The sequence below is a fragment of the Maribacter polysaccharolyticus genome (assembly GCF_028882255.1).
GTDB classification, from domain to species: Bacteria; Bacteroidota; Bacteroidia; order Flavobacteriales; family Flavobacteriaceae; genus Maribacter_A; species Maribacter_A polysaccharolyticus.
In genome coordinates this window covers 193487-217633 of record NZ_JARBUY010000005.1, presented here as the reverse complement: position 1 = coordinate 217633, position 24147 = coordinate 193487, and the positions used below count along the sequence as shown (strand labels likewise).

The window sequence follows — 24147 nt, the reverse complement described above, 5'->3', positions numbered from 1 at the left end:
AAATGATTTATTGCCTTAAAAAATAATGACACCACAACCCACAAAGATACTACTTCTAACTTGACTGCATAATTGCAGACAAGACGAAAATTCCGCTTATCCTTAATACAAAAAAAGGCTTTACCCTTGGGTAAAGCCTTTTTTTGACCTTTTTTTATTGCAACTAAGCCTTTGCTTTTATTGCGGCCTGTGCGGCTGCCAATCGCGCAATGGGGACCCTAAAAGGGGAACAGCTGACATAGTTCATGCCTGTTTTGTGGCAGAATTCAACAGAACTGGGTTCCCCACCATGTTCCCCGCAAATACCGACCTTAAGATTCGGTTTGGTACTTCTACCTCTTTGGGTTCCCATTTCTACCAATTGTCCTACCCCTTCTTGATCCAAAACCTCGAAAGGATCTTGGGTCAAGATTCCTTTTTCAAGATAAACATTCAGGAATTTACCGGCATCATCCCTTGAGTACCCCATGGTCATTTGGGTCAAGTCGTTGGTACCGAAAGAGAAGAAATCGGCATGTTCCGCAATCTTATCGGCCATTAATGCGGCGCGTGGAATTTCGATCATGGTTCCCACAGAATAATCGATGCTGTCATTTCTTTCCTTGAAAACGGTATCCGCCGTTGCCGTAATGACTTTCTTTTGTTCGATAAACTCATTGGTAGTCCCAACCAGTGGCACCATGATTTCGGGGAAGGCAAGGATTCCTTTTTCCTTTAAGTTTAGGGCAGCTTCAATAATCGCCCGGGTTTGCATTTCGGTGATTTCCGGATAGGTATTTCCAAGCCTACATCCTCTATGGCCCAACATTGGATTGAATTCTTCCAGTTCGGCTACTTTATTTTTGACTGCGGCCAACGAAATATGCATGTCTTCGGCCAATTCTTTTTGGGTCGCCAATTGGTGGGGTACGAATTCGTGTAGGGGAGGGTCTAATAATCGAACGGTAACCGGCAAACCTTGCATGGCTTCAAAAATACCTTCAAAGTCACTTCGTTGCATGGGGAGTAACTCTTCCAAGGCATGTTTTCTTCCCTTCACGGTATCTGCCAAGATCATCTCCCGCATGGCTTTAATACGGTCTACTTCAAAGAACATATGTTCGGTTCGGGTAAGTCCAATACCCTTGGCACCGAAATTCCGGGCAATTCGCGCATCTTTGGGGGTATCCGCATTGGTACGTACATCCATGGTACGGTACTTATCGGTAAGTTCCATGATTTCGCCGAATTCCCCACTTAGTTCAGGTTCCATAGTGGCCACTTTACCTTCGATAATATTACCGGTCGATCCATTTAGGGAAATCCAATCCCCTTCATGGAATTCCTTGCCGTTTACCCGAAGCAATCGATTTTTATAATCAATTTTCAGGGCCCCTGCGCCGGATACGCAACATTTACCCATACCACGGGCTACTACGGCCGCATGGGAGGTCATACCGCCACGGGCGGTCAAAATACCCTTGGCAATATTCATTCCTTCCAGATCTTCGGGAGAAGTCTCAATACGGGTAAGGATGGTGTTTTTGAATTTTTTCGCTTCGTCGGCAAAGAAAACGATCTGACCTGTAGCCGCCCCTGGGGAAGCAGGAAGACCTTGGGCAAGGACATGGGCTTTCTTTAAGGCATTGGTGTCGAAAACGGGGTGTAACAGTTCGTCCAATTTATTGGGTTCTATACGTAAAAGGGCCTCCTTTTCATCAATGATCCCTTCTTTTAAAAAATCCATGGCGATCTTGACCATTGCGGCCCCTGTTCGTTTGCCCGTACGTGTTTGTAATATCCACAGCTTGCCATCCTGGATGGTGAACTCCATATCTTGCATATCGGAGTAATGACTTTCCAGCTTTTGTTGGTATCCATTGAGTTCTTTGTACATAGAAGGCATCAATTCTTCCAAAGAGGGGTATTTTTCAATCCTATCAGCTTCCTCAACCTTGGCCAGTTTTGCCCAACGTTCGGAACCCAATTTCGTGATTTGTTGGGGAGTCCTTACTCCGGCCACAACATCCTCACCTTGGGCATTGATCAGGTATTCCCCATTAAAAACGTTTTCACCCGTAGCCGCATCTCGGGTAAAACAAACCCCCGTTCCTGAATTGGTACCCATATTACCGTAAACCATTGCCTGAACGTTCACTGCCGTACCCCAATCACTGGGATAATTGTGCATTTTACGATAATAAATGGCCCTGTCGCCATTCCAACTATCAAAAACGGCCATTACAGCCCCCCAAAGTTGGTCCCAGGGGTCGGTTGGGAAATCATGTCCGGTCCGTTTTTTTACGGCATCCTTAAAGTCGTAGACCAAATCCTGTAGATCCTGAATGGTGAATTCGGTATCCAATTCTATTTTCCGCTTGTCCTTTAGGTGCTCCATGATCTCCTCAAAGGGATCTATGTCTTCTTTGGTATGGGGCTTCATTCCAAGGACAACACCTCCATACATTTGAATGAACCTACGGTAGGAATCCCAAGCGAATCGTTCATTGTCGGTTTTCTTGACCAATCCCAGAACCGATTCGTCGTTTAGACCAAGATTGAGTACGGTATCCATCATCCCGGGCATGGAAACCCTAGCGCCTGACCGTACGGAAATCAAGAGTGGATTTTCAGCATCCCCGAACTTTGATCCCATGGTCTTTTCAATAGCCTTGATGGCCGATTGTACATCTTCCTTAAGTTGGTCGATCACAATATCTTTCCCTAAGGTATTGTATTCTGTACATACCTCGGTGGTAATTGTGAATCCCGGGGGAACGGGAATGCCAATGGCACTCATTTCGGCCAGATTGGCGCCTTTACCTCCGAGAAGGTTTTTCATTTTACTGTTCCCTTCAGCTTTTTTATCTCCAAATAGGAATACTCTTTTCTTGATTTCTGTTAAGGTTTCCATAATTTTATATCTATTAGTATACTATCAAATTTAATTATTCAAAAAGGTCGATTTCATGATAATTATCATGATAAGTGCCTCTGTGTAACCTAGGTTACAAAATTGTTCGACTTATTAAAACACCTTAAAAAATGCCGTTCCCGTCTTATAAAATCACTTTCTTCTTTCCTGACAGGATCTTTTTGAGCCATGGCAAGAACAACTTACCCTATACCTTGTTTTTAGGTCAATTCATGGTTACATGCGGGTAGTGGATTCGTCCATATAGGTATCGGGGTTCCATTTCCAATTCGTAGTACTTGAAATCAGTGGATACTATCACGATGTTGACCGTAATCGTTTGCTATATGGCATGGAGAAGATAGATGAATTGTTCTCGAGAATTGGTGGATACGACCGGAATGGTCTAGTATCCTAACCGTAACAAGTTTTTTGAATTCCCGACAATCTTTTGGCACATCATAAACGTGGCATAGGCTATAGGTTCTATGGGCAGGAACTTCGGGTAATCCAAACTCCGGTGAATGGGAAAAATCCGTTTCGTCATAAACGGATAATTTGTCCGATTCGAAATCTCCCCAGAAAATCCATATAGACTTCGTAGTTACCTTCGCCACATACCTAACCTTAGCTACCGAATGATCCGTAGTTATTTCAAATTCTTGATAGAAATCAGTACGCCGCCGGGTACGGTTCATGATTTTCAATAGTTCTTCCAGACTTTGATGGTCTGTTGGTCGACCTTTTTTCACTTTTAAGTTTCTTACAGGTTCACATCGCTACAAGTGTTCTATTTAAAAAGGGGATTCCATTAGGAGGGAAGTATCCTAAAGTTACGGATAATTTGGACATCGAAGTGTTAGGGATGTATAAATGGTTGAAAAAAATGAATAATTGATCATATTTTTCCTTTTTTCGGAAGGAATGGGATCAAAGCTTCCTTTTATAAGGCAAATCTAAATAGGATGCTCCGGGGTTTATATTGATGTAAATGGAAGATTGTACCTTTGTAGTATAAACAGAAAGATTGAAATTGAAACTCAACATCAAGGATAAATTCAGTAAGGAACTTCCTGCCGATCCCGTATTGCAGAATACCAGGCGACAGGTGCGGAACGCATGTTTCTCTTTCGTGATGCCCAAGCAACCTACCAACCCCTCACTGTTACATGTATCTGCCGAAATGGCAAAGGCCATCGGGTTAACGGGGTCGATTACTTCAAAAGATTTTCTCGATGTCTTTTCGGGGACTAAAGTGATTGAGGGAACCAAACCTTACGCCATGTGCTATGGTGGACACCAATTCGGGAGTTGGGCCGGACAATTGGGCGATGGCAGGGCCATCAACCTTGCCGAAGTTGAACATGAGGGAAAGAATTGGGCTTTACAGTTGAAAGGGGCAGGGGAGACGCCCTATTCTAGAACGGCCGATGGTTTGGCGGTTTTGCGATCATCCATTAGGGAATACCTCTGTAGTGAGGCCATGTATTATCTTGGGGTGCCTACCACCCGGGCATTGTCCTTGGTTTTAAGTGGGGACAAGGTGCTTCGGGATGTAATGTATGATGGTAATCCGGCCTATGAAAAAGGGGCCATCGTATGTCGTGTAGCCCCTTCGTTCATACGATTTGGGAATTTTGAGATATTGGCAGCCCAGGAAGATGTAAAGACATTAAGAGCATTGGTTGATTTTACCATTAAACACCATTTTCCCCACTTGGGGAAACCTTCTAAAGAAGTATATATTGCATTTTTTGAGGAAGTTGCCGCCAAGAGTCTGGAAATGGTCCTGCACTGGCAACGGGTCGGGTTCGTGCATGGGGTCATGAATACGGATAATATGTCCATTTTAGGTCTGACCATCGACTATGGTCCTTATGGATGGTTAGAGGGGTATGATCATGGGTGGACCCCCAATACCACGGATCGGGCCCACAGACGTTACAGGTACAGCACCCAACCACAGGTTGTCCTTTGGAACCTTTTGAAACTGGCAAATGCCCTCTATCCGTTGATAGAAGAAGCAGAACCCTTGCAGGCCGTTCTTGGAACGTATCAAGATGAGCTGAAAGTAGCTTATCCGATCATGATGAAATCAAAGTTGGGATTGTTTGAGAAAGATGGAAAAGATCAAGAATTAATAGATACTCTGGAGGCTGTTTTACAACGATCGGAAACCGATATGACGATTTTCTTTCGGCTATTGGCAAAGGTTAAAGCAAATGATGCCCAAAATGGATTGGATGTGGTAAAAGAAGCTTTTTACGATCCACGGGAAATCGAGGGGGACATCAGGAAAAGTTGGGAAGATTGGTTTTCCGCCTATCGTAAGCGACTGGGGAAAGAAGGGAAAAGTGATACCGAGCGTGCTACTGCGATGAACTTGGTCAATCCGAAATACGTACTTCGGAATTATATGGCACAATTGGCGATCGATGCTGCGGAAAAAGGGGACTATACCCTTTTGGACGAATTGTTCAACCTTTTGAAAAAGCCTTATGATGAGCAACCGAATATGCAGAAATGGTTCGCCAAACGTCCCGAATGGGCCAGGAACAAAGTAGGTTGCTCCATGTTGTCCTGCAGCTCCTAGGTTTTTCATTTGTATAGTAGGACAGGGCGTTCGAAGTAATGGATAGAGGCACCCAGTTGGAAAATCAATGAAAAATCTGAAAAGAATGTAATTATTAACCGTGAAGATCGACTTATAGTCACCTTTTAATGATATTGGACAAGTTTTAAATAGTATACTGATGAACAACTATAAAAAAGCATATTTGGCAGGCGGATGTTTCTGGGGAATGGAAGAGCTCTTTAGGACACGTATTGGGGTTAAAGATACTGAAGTGGGATACATTGGTGGGGAAAATGATCACCCTACCTATAAATACCACCCAGGGCATGCAGAAGGTATCGAGATCACCTATGATCCATCTGAGACTTCCTTTAAGGAGTTATTGGATTATTTTTTCAGGATGCATGATCCAACTACCCTAGATCGGCAGGGGAATGACATTGGTTCCAGTTATCGTTCGGCCATATTCTTTCAAGATGAAGCGGAAAAAAATGAAGCGGCTGAAATGATCGCCATTGTTGATGCCTCCCAGAAATGGGACGGAAAGGTAGCGACCACTTTGGAACCCTATACCACATTTTGGCCTGCCGAACCCGAACATCAGGATTATTTGGTAAGGAACCCCAATGGGTATACCTGCCATTTTGAACGATTTGCCGAAAGTTTTATTGGATAGGACTGGGGCGGTTTAGGGGGTGAATATTATCTTTATTCAAAATAAAAGGAGGCTATCCCCATAGCCTCCTTCTGTATTGTTTTTAACGGTCTTAACTGTCGGAATTGATTTTTATCCGATGATCTGCCGTTCCGTGGCAAAGGGCTGATGGTAATAGCGTTGCCCCGTGGCTTTATACATGGCATTGGCCAAAGCCCCTATGGCAGGGGGAAGACCCGGTTCTCCCAATCCGGTTGGGTCAATTTCATTCTCCACAAAGAACACTTCGATTTCTTCCGGCACTTGGGAATGTCGTATCAATTGGTATCGGTCAAAATTCATTTCCCTAGCCGCTCCGTTGGCAAAGGTCAGTCTACTGTACATGGCGTGTCCAATACCATCGATAACCCCTCCTTCAACCATGTTCTTGGCGGCATCTTTATTCACAACGATCCCACAATCCACGGCACACCATACTTTCTTGATTTTCGGTTGTCCGTTGACCATCATCATATCAAAGACTTCGGCAACATAACTGGAATGGCAAAAGTAAGCGGCCACCCCGCGATATAGTCCGGGTTTTTCTTCTCCCCAATTCGATTTTTCCTTTACCAATTTCAATACCCCGGCATAACGTTCCGCTTCATAATCATGGGCTTCCCCTATGGGGTCTTTAATGGCCCGGTCAAACAATTCCAGCCTGAAATCGATAGGGTCTTTTCCGGCCAATTCGGCAACTTCATCGAGGAAGGATTGTTCGGCACCTGCGGTAAAATTGGATCTTGGGGCCCTCCAAGCCCCTGTGGTGACATTGGTTTCCCCATGTATTCTTTCCGCAATATAGTTTTCAACCGCCCCAGCGGGAAATCGTTTTGGAAATACTGGGCTTTCGGGCAATCCTGCACCTTTCACGGAAAATGCGATAAGCTTGTTGTTTTCATCCAAACCAGCTTTATATTTTGACCTATAGGTGGGTCTGTACGTTCCTTGGGACATATCATCTTCCCTAGTGTATATCAGTTTTACGGGTCCTCCTATTTTATTTGATATCGCCGCCGCCTCGACCCCAAAATTAACATAGAGCCTTCTTCCAAAACCACCCCCGATCCGGGTCATGTTCACAGTAATGTTCTCGATGGGCATACCAAGGAATTTTGATACTGATTTTTCCATCGCTTCAGGTGTTTGGGTAGGACCAATGAGTTCTGCGGAATTCTCGGTTACATGCGCAAAGAAATTCATGGGCTCCATGGTATTGTGCGCTATGAACGGGGCACTATAAGTACGTTCTATGACCTTGGCGGCTTTTTTGAAGGCCGCTTCCGGGTCCCCGTCTTTTCGTACGTCACTGACTTTACCCGATTCAAGGGCTCTTTCCAAACGTTTGGTATGGGTTTGGGAATCTTCCAAGGCATCAATGGTTTCCCAGTTGGCTTTAATGGCTTTTTTGGCTTGCATCAATGGCCAGGTAGATTCGCCCACTATGGCAATAAGTTTCAGGAATCCCCTTTCATCGAACATTTCAGGGTCATCTATGGTAGTGTCGATGATGAAGGCATCGGTAATACCGGGCATCTTTTTGATTTCATCGGCATTGAAGTCTTTGACCGTCATCCCAAAAGCCGGGGGGTGTTGGATCATGGCCAATTTCATACCTTCCCTCTTGAAATCGAAACCGAATAAAGGTTCTCCCTTTAAAATTTTCTTACCGTCAACGTTTTTAATACTTGATCCGATCAATTTAAAATCCTTGACCTCCTTGAGTTCGATTTCTTTCGGAATTTCAATACCAACGGCTTTGGAGGCGATTTCACCATAGGAAAAGGAACGTTCCCCATTGTTTTCGGAAATCATCCCATCTTTTGCCGCTATATCGGAAATGGGGATTCCCCATTCTTTGGCGGCAGCTTCCATTAACATTCTTCGTCCTGTGGCCCCGGCCATTCGCAGGGCGTTCCAACTTAATCGGATAGACAGACTTCCTCCTGCAAATTGATTCTGATAGAACCCGGTGTTCAAGGGGGCCTGTTCCACGATGACATTTTCCCATGGCACGTCTAGTTCCTCGGCCACTATCATTGGCATGGAGGTCTTTATATTTTGCCCTATCTCGGGATTGGGCGAATAAATGGTAACCAATCCGGTATCCCCGATTTTGATATACCCATTGATCTCGAACCATTCTTTGGGTATCGCCAATCCCGTTTTTTTCTCCGAGGTGGCAGGCACACAGCCATTGAGCCAGCTAAAGCCAATTAGCATTCCTCCACTGGCAGCTGCGGATACCTTCATAAAAGAGCGTCGATTATAGGAGGTTTTTATACGTGTCATTTGAGTGCTTTTAAGTTGCGTGGGATAGTTAAGCGTTTTGCATGTTGGTTGCCGCTGTTTTGATGGCCTTTTTGATCCGGGTATAGGTGCCACAACGGCAAATGTTGCCGTTCATGGAAGCTTCGATTTCCTCGTCTGTCGGGTTGGGATTGTTTTTTAACAGGGCAGTGGCCGACATGATCTGTCCGGCTTGGCAATAACCACATTGGTAGACATCATGCTCTAACCAAGCTTGTTGTACCGGGTGGTCCCCATTTTCGGATAAACCTTCAATGGTCGTGATCTCTTGGTTTCCAATTGCGGAAACCGGTAAAAGGCATGAGCGTACCGCCATGCCCCCAACATGAATGGTGCAAGTTCCACATTGTGAGATGCCACATGCATATTTGGTGCCAACAAGGTCAAGATGGTCCCGAAGTACCCATAGAATAGGGGTAGAGGGGTCCACGTCTACCTGTTCTGTCTTTCCATTAATGTTTAATGTAAATGTTGCCATAAGGATAGTGTAAGTGAATGAATGTGTTGAATTTACGAAATATTCCGCTTTCATATGGAGAAAGGGAAGAACGGTGTTCTTAAAAAAAAGTTAATATTTTAGGGGGGTGATAAGCCAATCCACCGGTGTCGTGTAAACCGTTCTTGGGATTAATAACCCGATTTGGTCGAATAAGGCGACCCCTGGTTTTGCAGATCAGTGGGGTCTATGTATGGGAATGATCAATGCCCGCTATTTTAATTTAAGTGTTGATCATCTTCTTATCGCACCCGAAGTATCCCCTTCCATTAAACTGGTAACGTTTTCCAAGGACACCATATTTACATCACCGGGAACGGTATGTTTAAGGGCACAGGCAGCCGATGCAAAATTCAAGGCTTGCATATCCTTGGTATAATGTAATAGGCCATAGATGAGTCCGGCAGCAAAGGCATCCCCGGTGCCAACGCGATCAATGACATGGGTCACGTTCAATGTTTCGGTTTTGATATATTTTTTTCCGTTCCACAATTTACCTTGAATCTGCTGGTGGGAGGCACTTATGGATTTTCTGGTCTTACCTACGACTTTTTTGATTCTAGGAAAGGTTTCCATGAGTTGTTTGGCCATAACCCGGAATTTGCCCCCGGTCTGACCAATACCGAACATTTCATGGATACCTCGACTACTGGTGATGACGATATCACAATGTTTTACCAATTCGGGCATAACTTCTTGCATGGTTTTTCCATACTTCCACATGTTTTTACGTGAATTGATGTCCCCCGAAACCGTAATTCCCATTTTGTTCGCTGTTTTTATGGCTTCCAGGCAGCACATTGCCGCCCCTTCAGAAATGGCCGGGGTTATCCCTGTCCAATGAAACCAATCCGCTCCTTTGAGAACATATTCCCAATCGATCATAGAGGGTTCGATCAAGGAGAAAGAAGACCCTTCCCGTTCATAAATTACCTGACTGGGTCGATGTACTGCGCCTTTCTCGAGAAAGTACTTCCCTATCATATCGCCCCCATAGATAACATGTTCCGAACTTAACCAATGTTTCCGAAGGAATTGGGTGGCCGCTTTTCCTAGGGCGTTATCCGGAAAACGTGTGACATGGGCCGCTTTCATGCCAAGATAGGCCAATGAAATGGCAACATTCGCCTCGCCGCCCCCATATACAAGTTCAAAGGATGTTGCTTGTGAAAACTTTGAATATCCAGGAGGGGACAAACGCATCATTACTTCCCCGAATGTTATTACTTTTTTAGGCATCCTTATGTTTATTTTAATTGTTAGGGTTGAATCATTCTATCGAAAATGGTTTCTTTAAAGATACTTTTTAGTGACATAGTTTCAAACATTCTTATCATCAAATCGTTCTTTTTATTTGCCATGACCGTCCAGTGGATTTCATTTGATCCATTGACAGGTTGTTTTAAATATACGAAACCCGATATTATCATTGCCTTTGGATGGTGATATAACAAATCCATCGGAAAAGGTAGGGTCTTTAAAGTTTAGGGTTAATCGGACGTAAATTCCAAATGGTTACCTGATAACGATTTTCGGGATACCATTGCGTATTTTTATAATGTATGCCCCCCGGATCAATGGTACTCACCTGTCTAAATTCCATTTCCACAAGAAAGTCTATATAAGGCTTTCGATCGGGTTCTAGTGATGTTTGAAATTTTCAATAGCGTTCTAAAGATGAATTCACGCAACTTCAAGGGTCTTTAGTTATAAATTAAGGGGAAAACCATCGAAAAAATTCGGTTCAACGCATTATTTTGTAGTATTCTTCTAAATTTTTAGTATCTTAATTCTTTATTTTCCAATAATAGTGTTCTATTGTTTATCAAATTTCCCCCCCAAATAATTACGATGGATATGAGTAACAAAGAGCTGAAAACCATTCTGCTTATTGAGGATGATATGGTCCTAAGGGAAAATATCGAAGAACTTTTGACACTTTACGGTTATAACATGATAACGGCAGCCAACGGAAGGGATGGCCTTGAAAAGGCCCATAAAGTGGTTCCAGATCTTATCCTATGTGATGTGCTTATGCCTGGAATGGACGGTTATCTTGTATTACAGGAGTTGTTATGCCATGAAGCTACCCAAAATATCCCTTTGGTCTTTTTATCGGCAATGACGGAACCGAAGGATATCCTACAAGGAATGGACATGGGTGCCTACGCTTATGTTAAAAAGCCGTTCGAAGAGGATGAGTTGATCCATGCCATTAAAGATGCCATAAGCAAGTATAAAGAAGCATAAGGCGATTGTGAATAGGGGGTCCCTGGGAATTTTATCCCTTTATGGGTATGTTCCTTTCTTTGGGGCTGTACCTAGCTAAATAATGGTCATATCAATACCGTCTTTAACGAAGTTGTGGTCCCATGGCAGTGAATGTACTGCCATGGTCCTGTTTGCTTGTAAGTTCGATGTGACCTCCAAAATAGTATATAAACCGTTTTACATTACGCCATTAAAACAAAGTGTGGTCCCTTGAATATCCTTTTAGGGATAAATCAAGGGAAAGCCCTGTAAGCACAAGGAGGTATTTTTAACACCTTTACATCCTATTCATGGAGAATGAGCAGTGGAACAGGGCTGTTAAAAGTCTGTTTCAGCGTAACACTTTCATTCAATAAACGGTCAAAAAACCCTTTTTTAGTTCTGATAAGACAGAGCATTCCGGAAAAATCCTTCATGAGATAGGCATTCAAATCCTTATTGGTTTTACCCGTACCAAAGGCGTAGTCCACCGAAGGGTTTAAATCCTCAATGGCACTTAATGCCTTTTCGATTTGGGGTGTTTTCTTATCGGCAATATGTAGCACCTTGACCTTACTCTTTTGAAGTGTGGCAATGGTCCGTAACGGTTCTATCACCTTGGCATCGGTGAAAGGATCGTCACTTACGGCCAATACGATTTTCTCCAGGGGGCGAAATTTGTTGTTCGCCGGTACTACGATAACAGGTGCCATGGTTTTTGAGATCACCCCACCGGCAACGCTACCCATAAAGACTTCATTAAGTCCACTGGCCCCTTTGGTACCCATCACGATAAAATCGTACTTCCCACTGTCTCCCAATGCCGCAATGCTCGAAACTGGTGGGTTTTTAGAGATTTTCGACTTAAATTCCACATCGGGATGTTCTTTTTTCAAGGTTTTCAGAAGCGCTTCCATCTTTTGTTTGGCATCCTTTTCAAACACGTCATCTATATTTTTCATCAGTAGGGCAGTTGACCTTACCCCATAGAGATGTAAAACGGTAATCTCCAAGGGCGAAGCTTCAAAAAGTTGAATGGCATACGACAATGCATTCGAGGATGCATCGGAAAAATCTACGGGTACCAGAATTTTTTTCATAATTAAATCATTTAGCGTGAATATCAAATTCAAATGTCAAGACCTATTGTATAATAGTTAAATAAATAGCAATATTTATAAGGATAATTTTATAACAACAGCCTTCAATTATAAATCTAATAATAGATTCTTAAGGGAAACTTAAGAGCATTGGGATGGTCAAGAATAGTGGTTTCTCTACCCGGCTAAGGGATTAAGGGCTACCGAATCGATGGTCTTACAAGTCCTAATGAGGAAGGATATTTCGCTGAACACTCTTTTTCCGAAATCTTTCGAACATCGCCAAAACTAAAGAATTTCTAAAGAATTATATGATATCTTATGAAAGTCTTAAAATAAGAAGCCTTAAATACGAAAATGATAACATAGGGATTTTTAAAGGCGCCTGAAGCATGATTAATAGAACACATAACTAAAGCCACTTTATAATGAAACTTTTGGAAAAAATTTTAGTAGCGCATGATTTTAGCAAATCATCTGAAAATGTGGTCGCAAGTGCCATAGAATTGGCCAAGATATTTCAATCGACCATTGTACCCATACATGTGCTTCCCGATGACGTTGTACATGAAAAAGTGAGGTCATTGCTGAACGAAACGGCACTGACCAAATTGAGGGAAACGGGAAACCTGATTAAAGCCGAGGGTGTAGCCATGAAAAAACCTTTATTAATGGTTGGTTCCCCACATGAAGCTATTGTCAGGGCCGCGGTGGATGTCAACGCCAACCTTATCCTATTGGGTTCCGGGGAAACCAGGAAAGGGGATACTTTTCGTTTGGGCACTACGGCCGAACGCATTATCCAAAAGAGTGAAAAGCCGGTTTTCGTGATTAAAGAGAACGTATTGCTAAACGTACACCATATTCTATGTCCCGTTGATTTTTCCGATGCCTCCAAACGAGCGCTTAAGAACGCCATAACCATGGCACGTAAGTTTAAGTCGGAGTTGACCATTTTGGCAGTTTGCGAATTGCAAAGCCCTTCCTGGTTTGTGAACAAAAAGGATATGGACAAGGAAAATGAACTTCGCTATAGTTTACACAAGAAGGAATTCGACTCCTTTCTAAAAGATTTCAACCTAACGGATCTTACGTGGACCAAGGAAGTACCAAAGGGCGATCCTTCGAATGAAATATTGAGTATCATTTCAAGAAAAATGATCGACTTGCTGATCATGGGTACTTCGGGACGAACAGGTTTGAACCGAATGTTCATGGGGAGTGTCACCGAAAAAGTGGTACGGGAAGTGCCCTGTTCCTTCCTAACCTTGAAATCCGAGGATGTCATTTCACTGCAATTGCAAACCCATATCAAAGACGTTGAACAACTCCATAAGACCGCCATGGAATTGATAGAAAGTGGATTTTACGAGGAAGCTAAAGACCACCTATATGCCTGTCTGAACATCAACGATATGCATGTGCCCGCTTACAAGGGATTGGCCCTAGTCTATGAAAAATTGAAACAGCCTGAAAAAGCCAAATTGTATAGGGACAGTGCAAGGGATATCTTGGATAAGATATGGTACACCAAAGTGGAAAAAGAGGTGCGTAAACTACGGGGTAGCTGAAAATAACCGATCAATATGCAAAAAGCAAAAGGAAAAGTAATAAGTGTCAACGAGTCACTGGTAGGTACCCAAATTACCCAGGGGGCCGTAATGAACGGGGAAGTGGCCTATATCATTATAGAGGATGGTAAAAGACTCAAGGCCGAAGTCATTGATATTAAGGGAGGCAATAAGGTATACCTACAGGTTTTTGAAGATACCGGTTGGATGCGGGTAGGTGACCCAGTGGAGTTTACCGGTCTTCCGCTTGCCGTAAAATTAGGACCTGGTATTTTAGGGTCCGTGACCGATGGCCTACAGAACCCTTTATACGAATTGGGAGAAATTGATTGGTTTCTCGAAAGGGGGCTTGAGGTGGATCCCTTGGACAACACCAAAGAATGGTATTTTACCCCGATGGTCGAAAAAGGGAACATTGTCACGGGGGGCTCCATATTGGGTTCAGTACCCGAAAAGCTATTCGAACATAAGATCTTTGTTCCTTTTTCCCTACAGGAAAACTACACGATAGACCATATCGTGGAAAAAGGGGATTACACTATAGATGAGGTCATTGCCACTATCGTGGATAGTTCAGGTAAGAAAATGGAATTGAAAATGGCTTTTGAATGGCCCGTAAAGCAGCCAATGCCCTTTAAAGAGCGTTCGGTACCTACAAAACCCATGCCTACGGGAATACGTATTTTAGATGCCCTTTTTCCCATCGCTTATGGGGGAACGGCTTGTAATCCTGGTCCTTTTGGGGCAGGAAAAACAGTTTTGCAACATAGTCTGGCCCGTCATTCCCAAGCCGATGTGGTCATTATAGCCGCTTGTGGGGAACGTGCAGGGGAAGCCGTGGAGGTCTTTAAGGATTTTCCGGAACTCATCGATCCCCGAACAGGAAAATCGTTGATGGATCGTACTTATATCGTGGGGAATACCTCTTCAATGCCCGTTGCCGCCCGGGAAGCATCGGTCTATATGGCCACTTCTGTGGGCGAATACTATCGCAAGCAAGGATTGAATGTTCTGATCCTAGCCGATTCTACCTCCCGTTGGGCTCAGGCACTGCGTGAAACCTCAGGTCGAAAGGAGGAAATTCCCGGTCCCGAGGCCTTCCCCATGTATATTTCCACATTGATCTCTGCCTTTTACGACCGGGCTGGAGTCGAAATCTTGGGGAATGGTGATATGGGGTCGCTCAGTATCATCGGTACGGTGTCCCCGGCCGGCGGAAACTTTGATGAACCCGTTACCCAAGCAACCCTTTTGAGTACAGGTGCTTTTTGGGGGTTGTCAAGAGCACTCTCAGATGCCCGGAAATATCCGGCCATAGATCGTATCGACAGTAAATCGAAATATCCTTCCCTTTTAAAGCAAGAGGAAGTCTCCTATTTGTTAGACCTGTTGCGTGATGGTAAGACCATTGCCTCCAATATCATCCTTATGGGGGAAAAGGGGATAACCGATGCATCTTATATCCGATACCAAAAAGCGGAATTGCTCGATGCGGTTTTCCTACAACAGAACAGTTTCCATGAAGTGGATGGGGTGACCCATCCCGATAGGTTGCGTTCGATGTTCGAAATGGTCAAGGAGGTCATCGATACCCCTGTTGATATCAAGGGAAAAGAGAGCATACGCTCGCATTTCAATTTTATTAGACAAGCCTTTCTCGATTGGAATTATATGGGGCAAGACGAAGCGGGAATTGAAAAACAGCAAACAAAATTATTGAATTTGATTAAACATAGGGGGTATGTTGCAGAAAACATATGAGAACATAGACAGTATCGGAAGGGCCATTTTGGGCATTAAAGCCCAAGGGGTCCATAATAAGGAACTCGCCGAAGTCATTTATCCCAATGGCCACAGGGCATTCGCACAGGTCATTGCCTTGGATGGTGATCAGGTGACCCTACAATTGTTCGGGGGCGGATTTGGGGTTTCAACGGACTGTAAGGTCCGTTTTATGGGGAAACCCATTCAGGTCGGTTTTTCCGATGATATGCTTGGAAGGGTTTATTCGGGCAATGGCCGGCCCATTGACAACGGACCTGAATTGCTTACGGATATGGTTCGGGTGGCAGGTCCATCCATTAACCCCGTAAAACGCTTGATTCCAAAAGATATGATCCGTACGGGGGTACCCATGATCGATGTGTTCAACACATTGGTCCGTTCCCAAAAGATACCCATCTTTGCCAAGGCGGGGGAACCTTACAACCGCTTATTGGCCAACATCGCCACCCAAACCGATGCGGATGTCATCATCATCGGTGGGGTAGGTCTCAAGTATGATGAATTCCATTACTTCAGGGAACGTATTGAGGAGGCCGGAAGCAAGAATAAGACCATCATGTTCGTACATACCCATAGGGATTCGATTGTAGAAGGGTTGATGGTCCCCGACTTGGCTTTGGCCGTGGCAGAACAGTTTGCGCTGCAGGGTAAAAATGTATTTGTACTGTTGTCGGATATGACACAATGGTCGGACTATTTAAGACAGGTGGCCAATGCCCAGGATCAGATCCCCGCCAATCAAGGCTACCCGGGCGATCTGTATTCCCAATTGGCCAGTCGTTATGAGAAGGCCGCGGATATAGAAGGTGCGGGAAGTTTGACCATACTCGGGGTGACCACGATGGACGATGTTACCCATCCCGTGCCCGACAATACAGGATACATCACCGAAGGACAATTTTACATGAAAGATGGGTATTTGGAGCTCTTTGGTTCGCTGAGCCGATTGAAGCAACAGGTGAACGATAGGACCCGTTCGGACCACAGAAGTATCATGAACGCCATGGCACGTTTGTTATCGGAGGCCGAGGAACGGGTAAAAGCCCAGAAGTTCGGCTCGGTTAAAGATGATTATTCATTACGGCTTCTGGAGTATCGTAAGACTTTTCAAAGTGAATTGATGGATCCTTTCCGCTATTTGGAATTGGAGGATGCCCTGGATTTGTGTTGGGACATCCTTGCCCAGCATTTTAAAAAGGAAGAGGTAGGACTGTCCTCAAAATTGATCGATACCTATTGGCCTGAAAAGGGGATGTTCAAAATTTTAAAAGAAACGAGCTATGAGTGAGAAAACCCTGGACAAATTAATTGTCACTTTGAAAACGGAAGCCATAGAAGCCGCCGATAAGGAGGCAAAGCAAATCGTGGAGAAAGCCCATAAGGAGGCCCAAAGAATTTTAAAGGAGGCCGAAGAACAAAAAGAAGAGCTTCTGGTTAAGGCGGATAAAGAAGCACAGGCCATTTATGGAAAAGGGGAGAGTGCCCTGAAACAAGCAGCAAGGGATCTTACCATTTCGGTACGAAACGATTTGTTGAAGCTACTGAAAACTGCTTTGGAAAGGGAAGTGGAATCCAATTTCACTCCAGACCTTATGGAAAGGGCCATTTTAAAGGTGGTCGGGAATATCGGCAGTGGCGTAGCCCTTAAAATTCCCGAAAATATGAAAAAGGAACTCGCTGATAAAATTCAGGAGCGATTGCGTACTTCAGGGAATCTTGATACCCTTACCAAGGATCCGAACCTTCCCAATGGGTTCGTTGTGACCAAGACCGATCAAGGATGGAGTTACCGCATTTCGGCCGAGGCAGTGGCCGAACTGTTGAATGGGCATCTTAGTCCAAAGTGGATCAATATCCTTAAAAACGAACCGAACACATGATTACCGGAGATTTGGAATATATGATAAGTAGTTTGCCCTATCTGACTTTTCAAGATACGGACGAGGAGCGTTCGAAAGTTTTTTCCATCCTGGAAAAATACGCCTCCTCCTCAGAATCGGGAAAAAACCTTAGCCCTCTATTGGATGCCGAAGCCAAAAAGTTTTTGGCCCCGAAAGCCTATCGGATATTCGAACAGATCGATTTGGAAACCATATATTCCGCATCATTCCAAAAAAGTAAGAACCAGGAATTGGCCGCTTTTTCCACGTATATGTATTCCCTGAAAAAAGATATCCGTCAATTACGGATTTCACGAAAAAACGGGGTGGAATCTGCATCGAAAAAAGCATCGATGCCTTTGATCCCGGGAAATCCCCTAGAGGAAGAACTTCAACTCCTTAGGTGGCAATGGGACAAATTGGAAGCGCTTTCCATTGGGCATTATGCCGATTTTGGAGCCTTGGTCATATATAAACTCAAATTACTGTTGTTGTTGCGATGGTGGGGTTTTGACCAGGAAAAGGGCTTTGAAAAATTTTTGAACAGCACAAAAATGACAGAAGATGGCCGATAAGATCTTAATGAACAAAAACACCTTGGCCTCCCTAAAGGTAGAGCTCAAGGAATACAATACGGCACTTCCGGTCTTTGAGATGAAGGAACAACAATTGAAAGAGGTGGTACAGATCATAGAGGACAATATTGCCCGATTGAAACAAGCCATATCGGAAACCAATGAAAAGACAAAAGCATGGGTGGCCGTAATGGCCGAGGAAACCTTTGACCTTTTAGAAATGGTAAGGGTCAAAGAGCTCATTACCGAAAAACAGGAAATTGCGGGGTTGACCATTGCCGTATTTAAGAACCTAACCTTTGAAGATATCGAAGTTGACCTTTTAAACACACCGCTTTGGGTAGATGCGGCCATGGAAGTAATACGCGACCAAAAGACCAATCGCATACTAGTGGAAATCGAGGAACGTAATTTGGACCTGATCAGGGAAGAATTGGCCGAGGCCCGTAGGATGAAAAATGCCCTTAAGGAAGTTTTCATACCCGAGACCAAGGAAAACATCCGGAAAATTGAAATCTATTTGGGCGATGTGGAACGCTTGGCCATTGGATGCGCCAAACTTGTAAAAAAGAAAAAAGAGCATAAAAAGGCAACGGCATGATCGTAAGGATGAAGGAAATACTGCTGTTTACCACGGCACGCGCCGTGGACGATACCATTTTGCAATTGGGTAAATTGGGGGTAGTAGACATCAAGGAAATCGATGCGTTTGGAAACGGTACCGTGGAAAGACGTTTGGAAGCTGTTAATCGTACAGAGCGGGCCCTTTCCATACTCAAAGCGTATGCCCAACGGAAAAACGATGCCAAAAACCGGATAAAATATGCCGCAAGTGATCCCGAACAGCTGGTAGGCCGTGTTTTGCAAACGGAAGAAATTAAGCGAAAAGGATTGGAGCGATTGGGGGAGCTCGAACAGGGTTTGACCTGGTACAAGGTTTGGGGTAAAAAAGTAAAGGTGAAAGACCTTGCCAAATTGCGGAAGAAAGGGCTTTACCTTAGGTTGTATTTACTGGACAGACCTTTGGCAGATTCCTTAAATGGCAAACACACCTGTGTTCAGCTTACAGAGCACAACGGTAAAGTGCCTACGGTATTGATCAGTCGGGATGAAGCCGGGAAATTGAACCATCCGGAAGAGTCATTGCCCAAGCTGTCCTACAAAGACATCAAACAGCAGAAGGTAAGAAAGGAACGGCAATTGATAGAGGTAGAGCATTTTTTGGAGGATCAATGTGCGAATATCGCATGGCTTGAAGATTACCTACTGCTCTTGAAAGATCGTATGCTCATCCAAAAGGCCCTCGTGGGTATGGGGGATATTGAAGGGAGGTTAAAATACTTGAAGGGATATCTTCCAGAGGATTCAGTAGGGGATTTCGTGGGTTTTGCGGAGGATAACCAATGGGGATACCATATCGCAGATCCCGAAAATCCAGAGAGTGTCCCTGTACATATCAAAAATCCCAAATGGATCGGTATAATCAATCCCGTGATGAAATTCATAGATATTGTCCCAGGATACAAAGAGGTGGATGTATCTATCTATTTTTTGGTGGCTTTCGCCTTATTTTTTGCCATGCTGGTGGGTGATGCAGGTTACGGATTGATATTTATCCTGATCACATTCTTACTACGTAAGAAGATGTCGGGACAACTACGGATCTTGATTTACGTTTTAAGTGGGACGACCATTATCTGGGGAGTATTGAGTGGAACCTACTTTGGGTCTGAACAGATGGCGGCCCACCCGCTGTTGAACGGTTTGATCATTCCGGAGATTGCCAGTTTTGGGGTAAATAACGTCTCTTTTATGATGCACCTATCTTTTTTGATAGGGGCTATCCATCTGACCATTGCCCATGGTATACGGATATTCCAATTTATCAACTCGATCAAAGCCCTGAGCGAAGTGGGTTGGGTTCTTTTGGTCTGGGGACTTTTTTTGGTAACGGAACAATTGGTGCTCGATAAGGCCATGCCCGAATGGGGCCTATGGCTGTTTTTAATGGGTGCATTACTGGTGGCCCTCTTTTCGGTAGAGAGCAAAAGCTTTTTCAAAAGCATGGCGATATCCCTGGGTAATTTACCCTTAAGCCTGATCAGTGGGTTTTCTGATATTGTATCGTATGTGCGGCTGTTTGCCGTGGGCATGGCTACGGCTGCCGTTGCGGCCAGCTTTAACAATATGATCCTTCCTGACGGAACCATGGGGATGGGGTTTGTAAACCTGATAATGGCGGCGATTGCCTTGTTTTTAGGGCATGGGCTTAATATTGTTTTGGCCCTTATGGCGGTTATGGTGCATGGGATTCGATTGAATATGTTGGAGTTTTCAGGCCATTTGGGGGTGCAATTTTCGGGAGAGGCATACAAACCTTTCAGGTTGGTATTTCATGAAAACGGGAAAAGGAACAATGTGGAAAAATCAAAGTAAAACGGATTATAAAATAACATCAATAAAATTCTAGATTATGATAGATATGACACTATTGACAACGACGGTAACAGGTTTGGGTGATATGGGAATGTCCCTAAGTATCGCTTCGATAGGATCCGCAATAGGCACGGGAATAGCGGGTATGGCCGCTATAGGGGCTTGGAAGAAAATGATCATCAGCGGACAAAAAGCGGCAACGGCCCTGCTTATTTTTGTAGGAGCCCCCCTTTCGCAGGTCATTTACGGGATGATCCTTAAAAATGCCATTGCCGATGCGAATCTGGCACCGGATTCGTACCCATGGCAAATTGTTATCGGTCTGGTAGCGGGCGCAGCCATGGCGGGCTCCGCTATTTTTCAAGGTAAGACGGGGGCAAGGGCCTGTGATGCCATAGCCTCCGGGGCGAACGATACGGCAAAATACATTATGATCATCGGTATCGTGGAAACCGTAGCCTTGTTTGTCATGATCTTTACAATGACCGGATTGCCCAGTGCCTAGTGTCCTAAAAACGCCATTGAATGGAATCATGGTATGCCTATGTCCTCATAATGGCGAGGTAAAGTGCCAAAAGCGTGGTTTCGATTCATGGGAAATCGAAGGGAAGGCCATCTAATTGGATAGGATGTATTGATCATACAACGTATTGATCGATGAAGGTTCACCGACAATGGTAAGGACATCGTTTTCGAGAAGTACGGTATTGCCCTTCGGCGCAAAGGAGGAGTTGTCCCGATCGATAAACACGACCAAAACATCCTGGGGTAGTTTTACTTCCATGAGTTTCTTATTTATAAGAACATTTGACGGTTCGTCCTTTGTCAATGAAAATGAGATATAACGCTTGTCATGTAAGAGATACTCGACGATTTTCCTTGTGGTTTTCGAAGAGAATACGTCCTTGATAAAATAATCACGTTCTACTATATTCATGATACTCGACAGCATACGTAGTTGCTCTTTGGGTTTGTTCTTATCATTGACCAGAAAAAAGAATATTTTTATTTTTTCCTTACTCGCTCTCCCGTCCTTTTCCACAGGTTTATCAATGCCATCTTCACAAAGTGCGATATGGAGCACAGGATGGATGATATCGGGATGTTTGGCATAAAGAAGGGATACTTCAGGGATGACCAAGGCGGGATCTATCGGGGTCGCCTTTAGAAATTCTTCATATAAAATAGCACCTTCTACCTGTAATTCAACGCCAATGGAATTTGCTACTTCATGTACCAAATCCTCAAAAGTCGATTTTTGTGCCAAATGTACTTTCGAACGTACAATGGTCTGGTTGAAAATGTCATCCTGGCGAAGTCCCTTCTCACGTAAGATCATCATAAACTCATTCTCAAGTTCATCGTGTTGGTGTTTGCCCAATAAAGCAAACCAGTGATAAATGGCCCCTTCTCTTTTAACTTTTGAGCGCACGAAAAATATATACCATAGGTAAGCAAAAACAATGGTAGCCAAAGTAAACGCCAAGGCTCCCCATCCCATATAGAACATTAAGGCTAGGGAGGAAATAATCCCGAACAATTGCATCCAAGGGTAAAGTGGGGAATGATAACCAGGGTCGTAAGAAGCAATTTTACTATTTCGGAAAACGATTACCGAAAAGTTCAAGGCCATGAAAATGAACAATTGAAAGGTACTTGCGAGTTTAACGATTCCCTCCTCGGTTAAGACGATGATAAACAGGATGATTAATCCCGCAGTGAGAAGGATGGCCGGTATAGGTGTTCCCCAACGACTTATTTTACTGAATTTTTCGGAGAACAATTTATCCCTTCCCATGGCCAAGGGATAACGGGAAGTGGCCAATATGCCCGCATTCCCCGTAGAAGCAAAGGCAAATAAAGCGGCGATTACGATAATGTAGAGACCCGTTTTTGGTGGAAGCCAGCTAAATAAATGTTCTACCGCGGTAGCTGCAGGCGAAAGGTCTTTGGTAAGTTCTTCATTTCCGATTACCGATACCATGACAAAAACCCCGAGCACATAGATCAAAGCGGTGACCAATAACGACAACCCCATCCCTAATGGGATGTTCCTCCCCGGATTTTTGATCTCTTCGGCCACACTGGCTATTTGCGTCAGGCCCAGGTACGATACAAAGACAAACCCCGTGGTAAAAACAAGGCCGTCCAAGCCTCCGGTAAAAAAAGGATTATAATTATTCTTGTCAAAATTGATGGCGGGCTGGTTGCCGGAAAAAATATTCCAGAATCCATCGGCTACGAATGCTCCGAGTACCACGAGCAATACAACGACCAATACCTTCTGGATACCCGAGGATTTTCGCGCTCCAAAGATGTTCAGAATGGCAAATAAAATAGCAAAGACCACGGCTGTTTCCTTTATCGGAATATCCCAAAATATGGCGCCATAGGCACCGATACCTACAAGGGCGAAGGCGGTTTTCAAGAGTAGGGCGATATAGGTTCCGATACCGCCAATTGTTCCCATCATGGGTCCCAAGCTGCGGTCAAGAAAGAAATACGCTCCTCCGGATCGCGGCAGGGCGGTCGAAATTTCGGCAACACTGAACATCGAAGGCAATATCAGGATACCTGCAAGAAAATAAGCCAAAATCACTGAAGGTCCCGTATATTGGGCGGCCAGTCCGGGTAACAGAAAAAAACCGGAACTGAACATGGCCCCTGTACTAACGGCGAAAACATCAAATAATCCTAATTCTTTTTTTAGTTTCATGGTTCATTTTTTGTAAGTGCATTTGGTCGACCCGTTGTTGGTTCAAACTTCAGGCAGCACCAATAGTGGAACCTGGTTGTTGAACACTTGTACTTCCGTAATGCTTTTTTTAAATAATTTTTCAAAAAAACCTTTTTTTCTGCGCACCATGCAAAGTAGCTCACAAGGCTCTTTGCGAATGAATTCGTTAATGGTATTATTGATACTTTTCGACCTTTGCACTTCACGAAATGTCGTTTCCACCCCCTCGAGACCTAAATCAGGTACCTTGTCGGTGCCTTTTTTTACATTTGCCTTGACGTGAAGGATGGTCACTTTGGACCCAAATTCCGAAGTTAATTTTTGAAGGGACGAAAGCACATTTGGCGGTACCTTTATTTGGTCCATTGCCAGGACAATATGCTGTAGTTGGGTAAAATCGTGATCGGGTGGGACAACCAGAACAGGCACCTCTGCCAATTCCAATGCACTGGCCGCAATGTTACCGAAAAAAAATTTCGTCATTCCCGATGTTCCTTTGCTGCCCAAAACAATCATATCGATTTCATATTCCTGGACTTTTGTTTTGAAGAGGGAAAAAATACTGCCTTCCCTTACATAGGTTTTGATCGACAATCCTCTCTCCTTTATCTTATCATCGAATTTCAACTTAGTTCTTTTCATACTACGTTCCAATTCTTTTACGTAGGGCTGCTTGTCCTTGGGTAGATTTAAATCAAAATTGAACCGGTCATAGGAAAAAAAATGGTATAGATATATTTTACTTTTAAAAACAGTGGCTATTTCAATGGCGTATCTTAAGGCATTGTCGGCTACGGGCGAAAAATCGGTAGGTACAAGAATTTTTTTCATGATATTGTGATTTT

Annotated in this window: 19 protein-coding genes; 11 read left to right on the top strand and 8 right to left on the bottom strand. The window is 44.0% G+C overall.

What is annotated here, in order from left to right:
* Nucleotides 1-163 precede the first annotated feature (163 nt).
* Both ppdK and PHU20_RS16630 read right to left on the bottom strand, forming a co-directional pair.
* The gene (gene ppdK / locus PHU20_RS16635) at nucleotides 164-2893 is read right to left on the bottom strand and encodes a pyruvate, phosphate dikinase (RefSeq protein WP_274826534.1); all 2730 of its coding nucleotides are present in this window, start codon (nucleotides 2891-2893) and stop codon (nucleotides 164-166) included.
* A 305-nt stretch (nucleotides 2894-3198) separates the two neighbouring features.
* Nucleotides 3199-3645: a hypothetical protein gene (locus tag PHU20_RS16630; RefSeq protein WP_274826533.1), complete on the bottom strand. Its 447-nt coding sequence runs from the start codon at nucleotides 3643-3645 to the stop codon at nucleotides 3199-3201.
* 281 nt (nucleotides 3646-3926) lie between these two features.
* Here PHU20_RS16630 and PHU20_RS16625 point away from each other — a divergent pair, with 281 nt between their 5' ends.
* Entirely contained in the window at nucleotides 3927-5486 is a 1560-nt protein-coding gene (locus PHU20_RS16625) for a protein adenylyltransferase SelO (protein WP_274826667.1), read from the top strand.
* A 160-nt stretch (nucleotides 5487-5646) separates the two neighbouring features.
* Nucleotides 5647-6144: a peptide-methionine (S)-S-oxide reductase MsrA gene (gene msrA, locus PHU20_RS16620; RefSeq protein ID WP_274826532.1), complete on the top strand. Its 498-nt coding sequence runs from the start codon at nucleotides 5647-5649 to the stop codon at nucleotides 6142-6144.
* 111 nt (nucleotides 6145-6255) lie between these two features.
* On the opposite strand, the gene PHU20_RS16615 is transcribed toward msrA, so the two are convergent.
* The 3 genes from PHU20_RS16615 to PHU20_RS16605 form a co-directional block, all read right to left on the bottom strand.
* Nucleotides 6256-8454, bottom strand: a complete 2199-nt coding sequence (locus PHU20_RS16615) for a xanthine dehydrogenase family protein molybdopterin-binding subunit (RefSeq protein WP_274826531.1) — start codon at nucleotides 8452-8454, stop codon at nucleotides 6256-6258.
* Between the two features lie 28 nt (nucleotides 8455-8482).
* On the bottom strand, nucleotides 8483-8950 hold the full coding sequence (locus PHU20_RS16610) for a (2Fe-2S)-binding protein (protein WP_274826530.1): 468 nt from the start codon (nucleotides 8948-8950) through the stop codon (nucleotides 8483-8485).
* Between the two features lie 252 nt (nucleotides 8951-9202).
* Entirely contained in the window at nucleotides 9203-10207 is a 1005-nt protein-coding gene (locus tag PHU20_RS16605; protein WP_274826529.1) for a sugar kinase, read from the bottom strand.
* Between the two features lie 618 nt (nucleotides 10208-10825).
* On the opposite strand from PHU20_RS16605, the gene PHU20_RS16600 reads away from it, so the two are divergent.
* The gene (locus PHU20_RS16600) at nucleotides 10826-11218 is read left to right on the top strand and encodes a response regulator transcription factor (RefSeq protein WP_274826528.1); all 393 of its coding nucleotides are present in this window, start codon (nucleotides 10826-10828) and stop codon (nucleotides 11216-11218) included.
* Nucleotides 11219-11523: 305 nt separating this feature from the next.
* On the opposite strand, the gene PHU20_RS16595 is transcribed toward PHU20_RS16600, so the two are convergent.
* Nucleotides 11524-12318 (bottom strand): universal stress protein, encoded by a 795-nt coding sequence (locus PHU20_RS16595; protein WP_274826527.1) that lies wholly within the window; start codon nucleotides 12316-12318, stop codon nucleotides 11524-11526.
* A gap of 428 nt (nucleotides 12319-12746) precedes the next feature.
* Here PHU20_RS16595 and PHU20_RS16590 point away from each other — a divergent pair, with 428 nt between their 5' ends.
* Genes PHU20_RS16590 through PHU20_RS16555 form a run of 8 tightly spaced genes read left to right on the top strand, consistent with a single transcriptional unit; the run spans nucleotide 12747 to nucleotide 21070 of the window.
* Entirely contained in the window at nucleotides 12747-13889 is a 1143-nt protein-coding gene (locus PHU20_RS16590; protein WP_274826526.1) for a universal stress protein, read from the top strand.
* Nucleotides 13890-13904: 15 nt separating this feature from the next.
* Nucleotides 13905-15650, top strand: coding sequence for a V-type ATP synthase subunit A (locus tag PHU20_RS16585; RefSeq protein WP_274826525.1), 1746 nt, complete (start codon nucleotides 13905-13907; stop codon nucleotides 15648-15650).
* Nucleotides 15631-16962 (top strand): V-type ATP synthase subunit B, encoded by a 1332-nt coding sequence (locus tag PHU20_RS16580; RefSeq protein WP_274826524.1) that lies wholly within the window; start codon nucleotides 15631-15633, stop codon nucleotides 16960-16962. The genes PHU20_RS16585 and PHU20_RS16580 overlap by 20 nt, the downstream gene beginning before the upstream one ends.
* Entirely contained in the window at nucleotides 16955-17554 is a 600-nt protein-coding gene (locus PHU20_RS16575) for a hypothetical protein (RefSeq protein ID WP_274826523.1), read from the top strand. The genes PHU20_RS16580 and PHU20_RS16575 overlap by 8 nt, the downstream gene beginning before the upstream one ends.
* Nucleotides 17551-18129, top strand: coding sequence for a hypothetical protein (locus tag PHU20_RS16570; protein WP_274826522.1), 579 nt, complete (start codon nucleotides 17551-17553; stop codon nucleotides 18127-18129). Before PHU20_RS16575 ends, PHU20_RS16570 begins: the two co-directional genes overlap by 4 nt.
* On the top strand, nucleotides 18119-18730 hold the full coding sequence (locus tag PHU20_RS16565; protein ID WP_274826521.1) for a V-type ATP synthase subunit D: 612 nt from the start codon (nucleotides 18119-18121) through the stop codon (nucleotides 18728-18730). Before PHU20_RS16570 ends, PHU20_RS16565 begins: the two co-directional genes overlap by 11 nt.
* Nucleotides 18727-20565 carry a V-type ATP synthase subunit I gene (locus PHU20_RS16560; RefSeq protein WP_274826520.1) on the top strand — a complete coding sequence of 613 codons (1839 nt, stop codon included), beginning with the start codon at nucleotides 18727-18729 and terminating at the stop codon, nucleotides 20563-20565. Before PHU20_RS16565 ends, PHU20_RS16560 begins: the two co-directional genes overlap by 4 nt.
* Before the next feature lie 37 nt (nucleotides 20566-20602).
* The gene (locus PHU20_RS16555) at nucleotides 20603-21070 is read left to right on the top strand and encodes a hypothetical protein (protein WP_274826519.1); all 468 of its coding nucleotides are present in this window, start codon (nucleotides 20603-20605) and stop codon (nucleotides 21068-21070) included.
* 111 nt (nucleotides 21071-21181) lie between these two features.
* Here PHU20_RS16555 and PHU20_RS16550 read toward each other — a convergent pair whose 3' ends face one another.
* Together PHU20_RS16550 and PHU20_RS16545 are read right to left on the bottom strand one after the other, a co-directional pair.
* Nucleotides 21182-23281 carry an amino acid permease gene (locus PHU20_RS16550; protein ID WP_274826518.1) on the bottom strand — a complete coding sequence of 700 codons (2100 nt, stop codon included), beginning with the start codon at nucleotides 23279-23281 and terminating at the stop codon, nucleotides 21182-21184.
* Between the two features lie 42 nt (nucleotides 23282-23323).
* A complete protein-coding gene (locus tag PHU20_RS16545; RefSeq protein ID WP_274826517.1) occupies nucleotides 23324-24133 on the bottom strand; it encodes a universal stress protein in 810 nt (269 codons plus the stop codon).
* Between the last annotated feature and the right edge of the window lie 14 nt (nucleotides 24134-24147).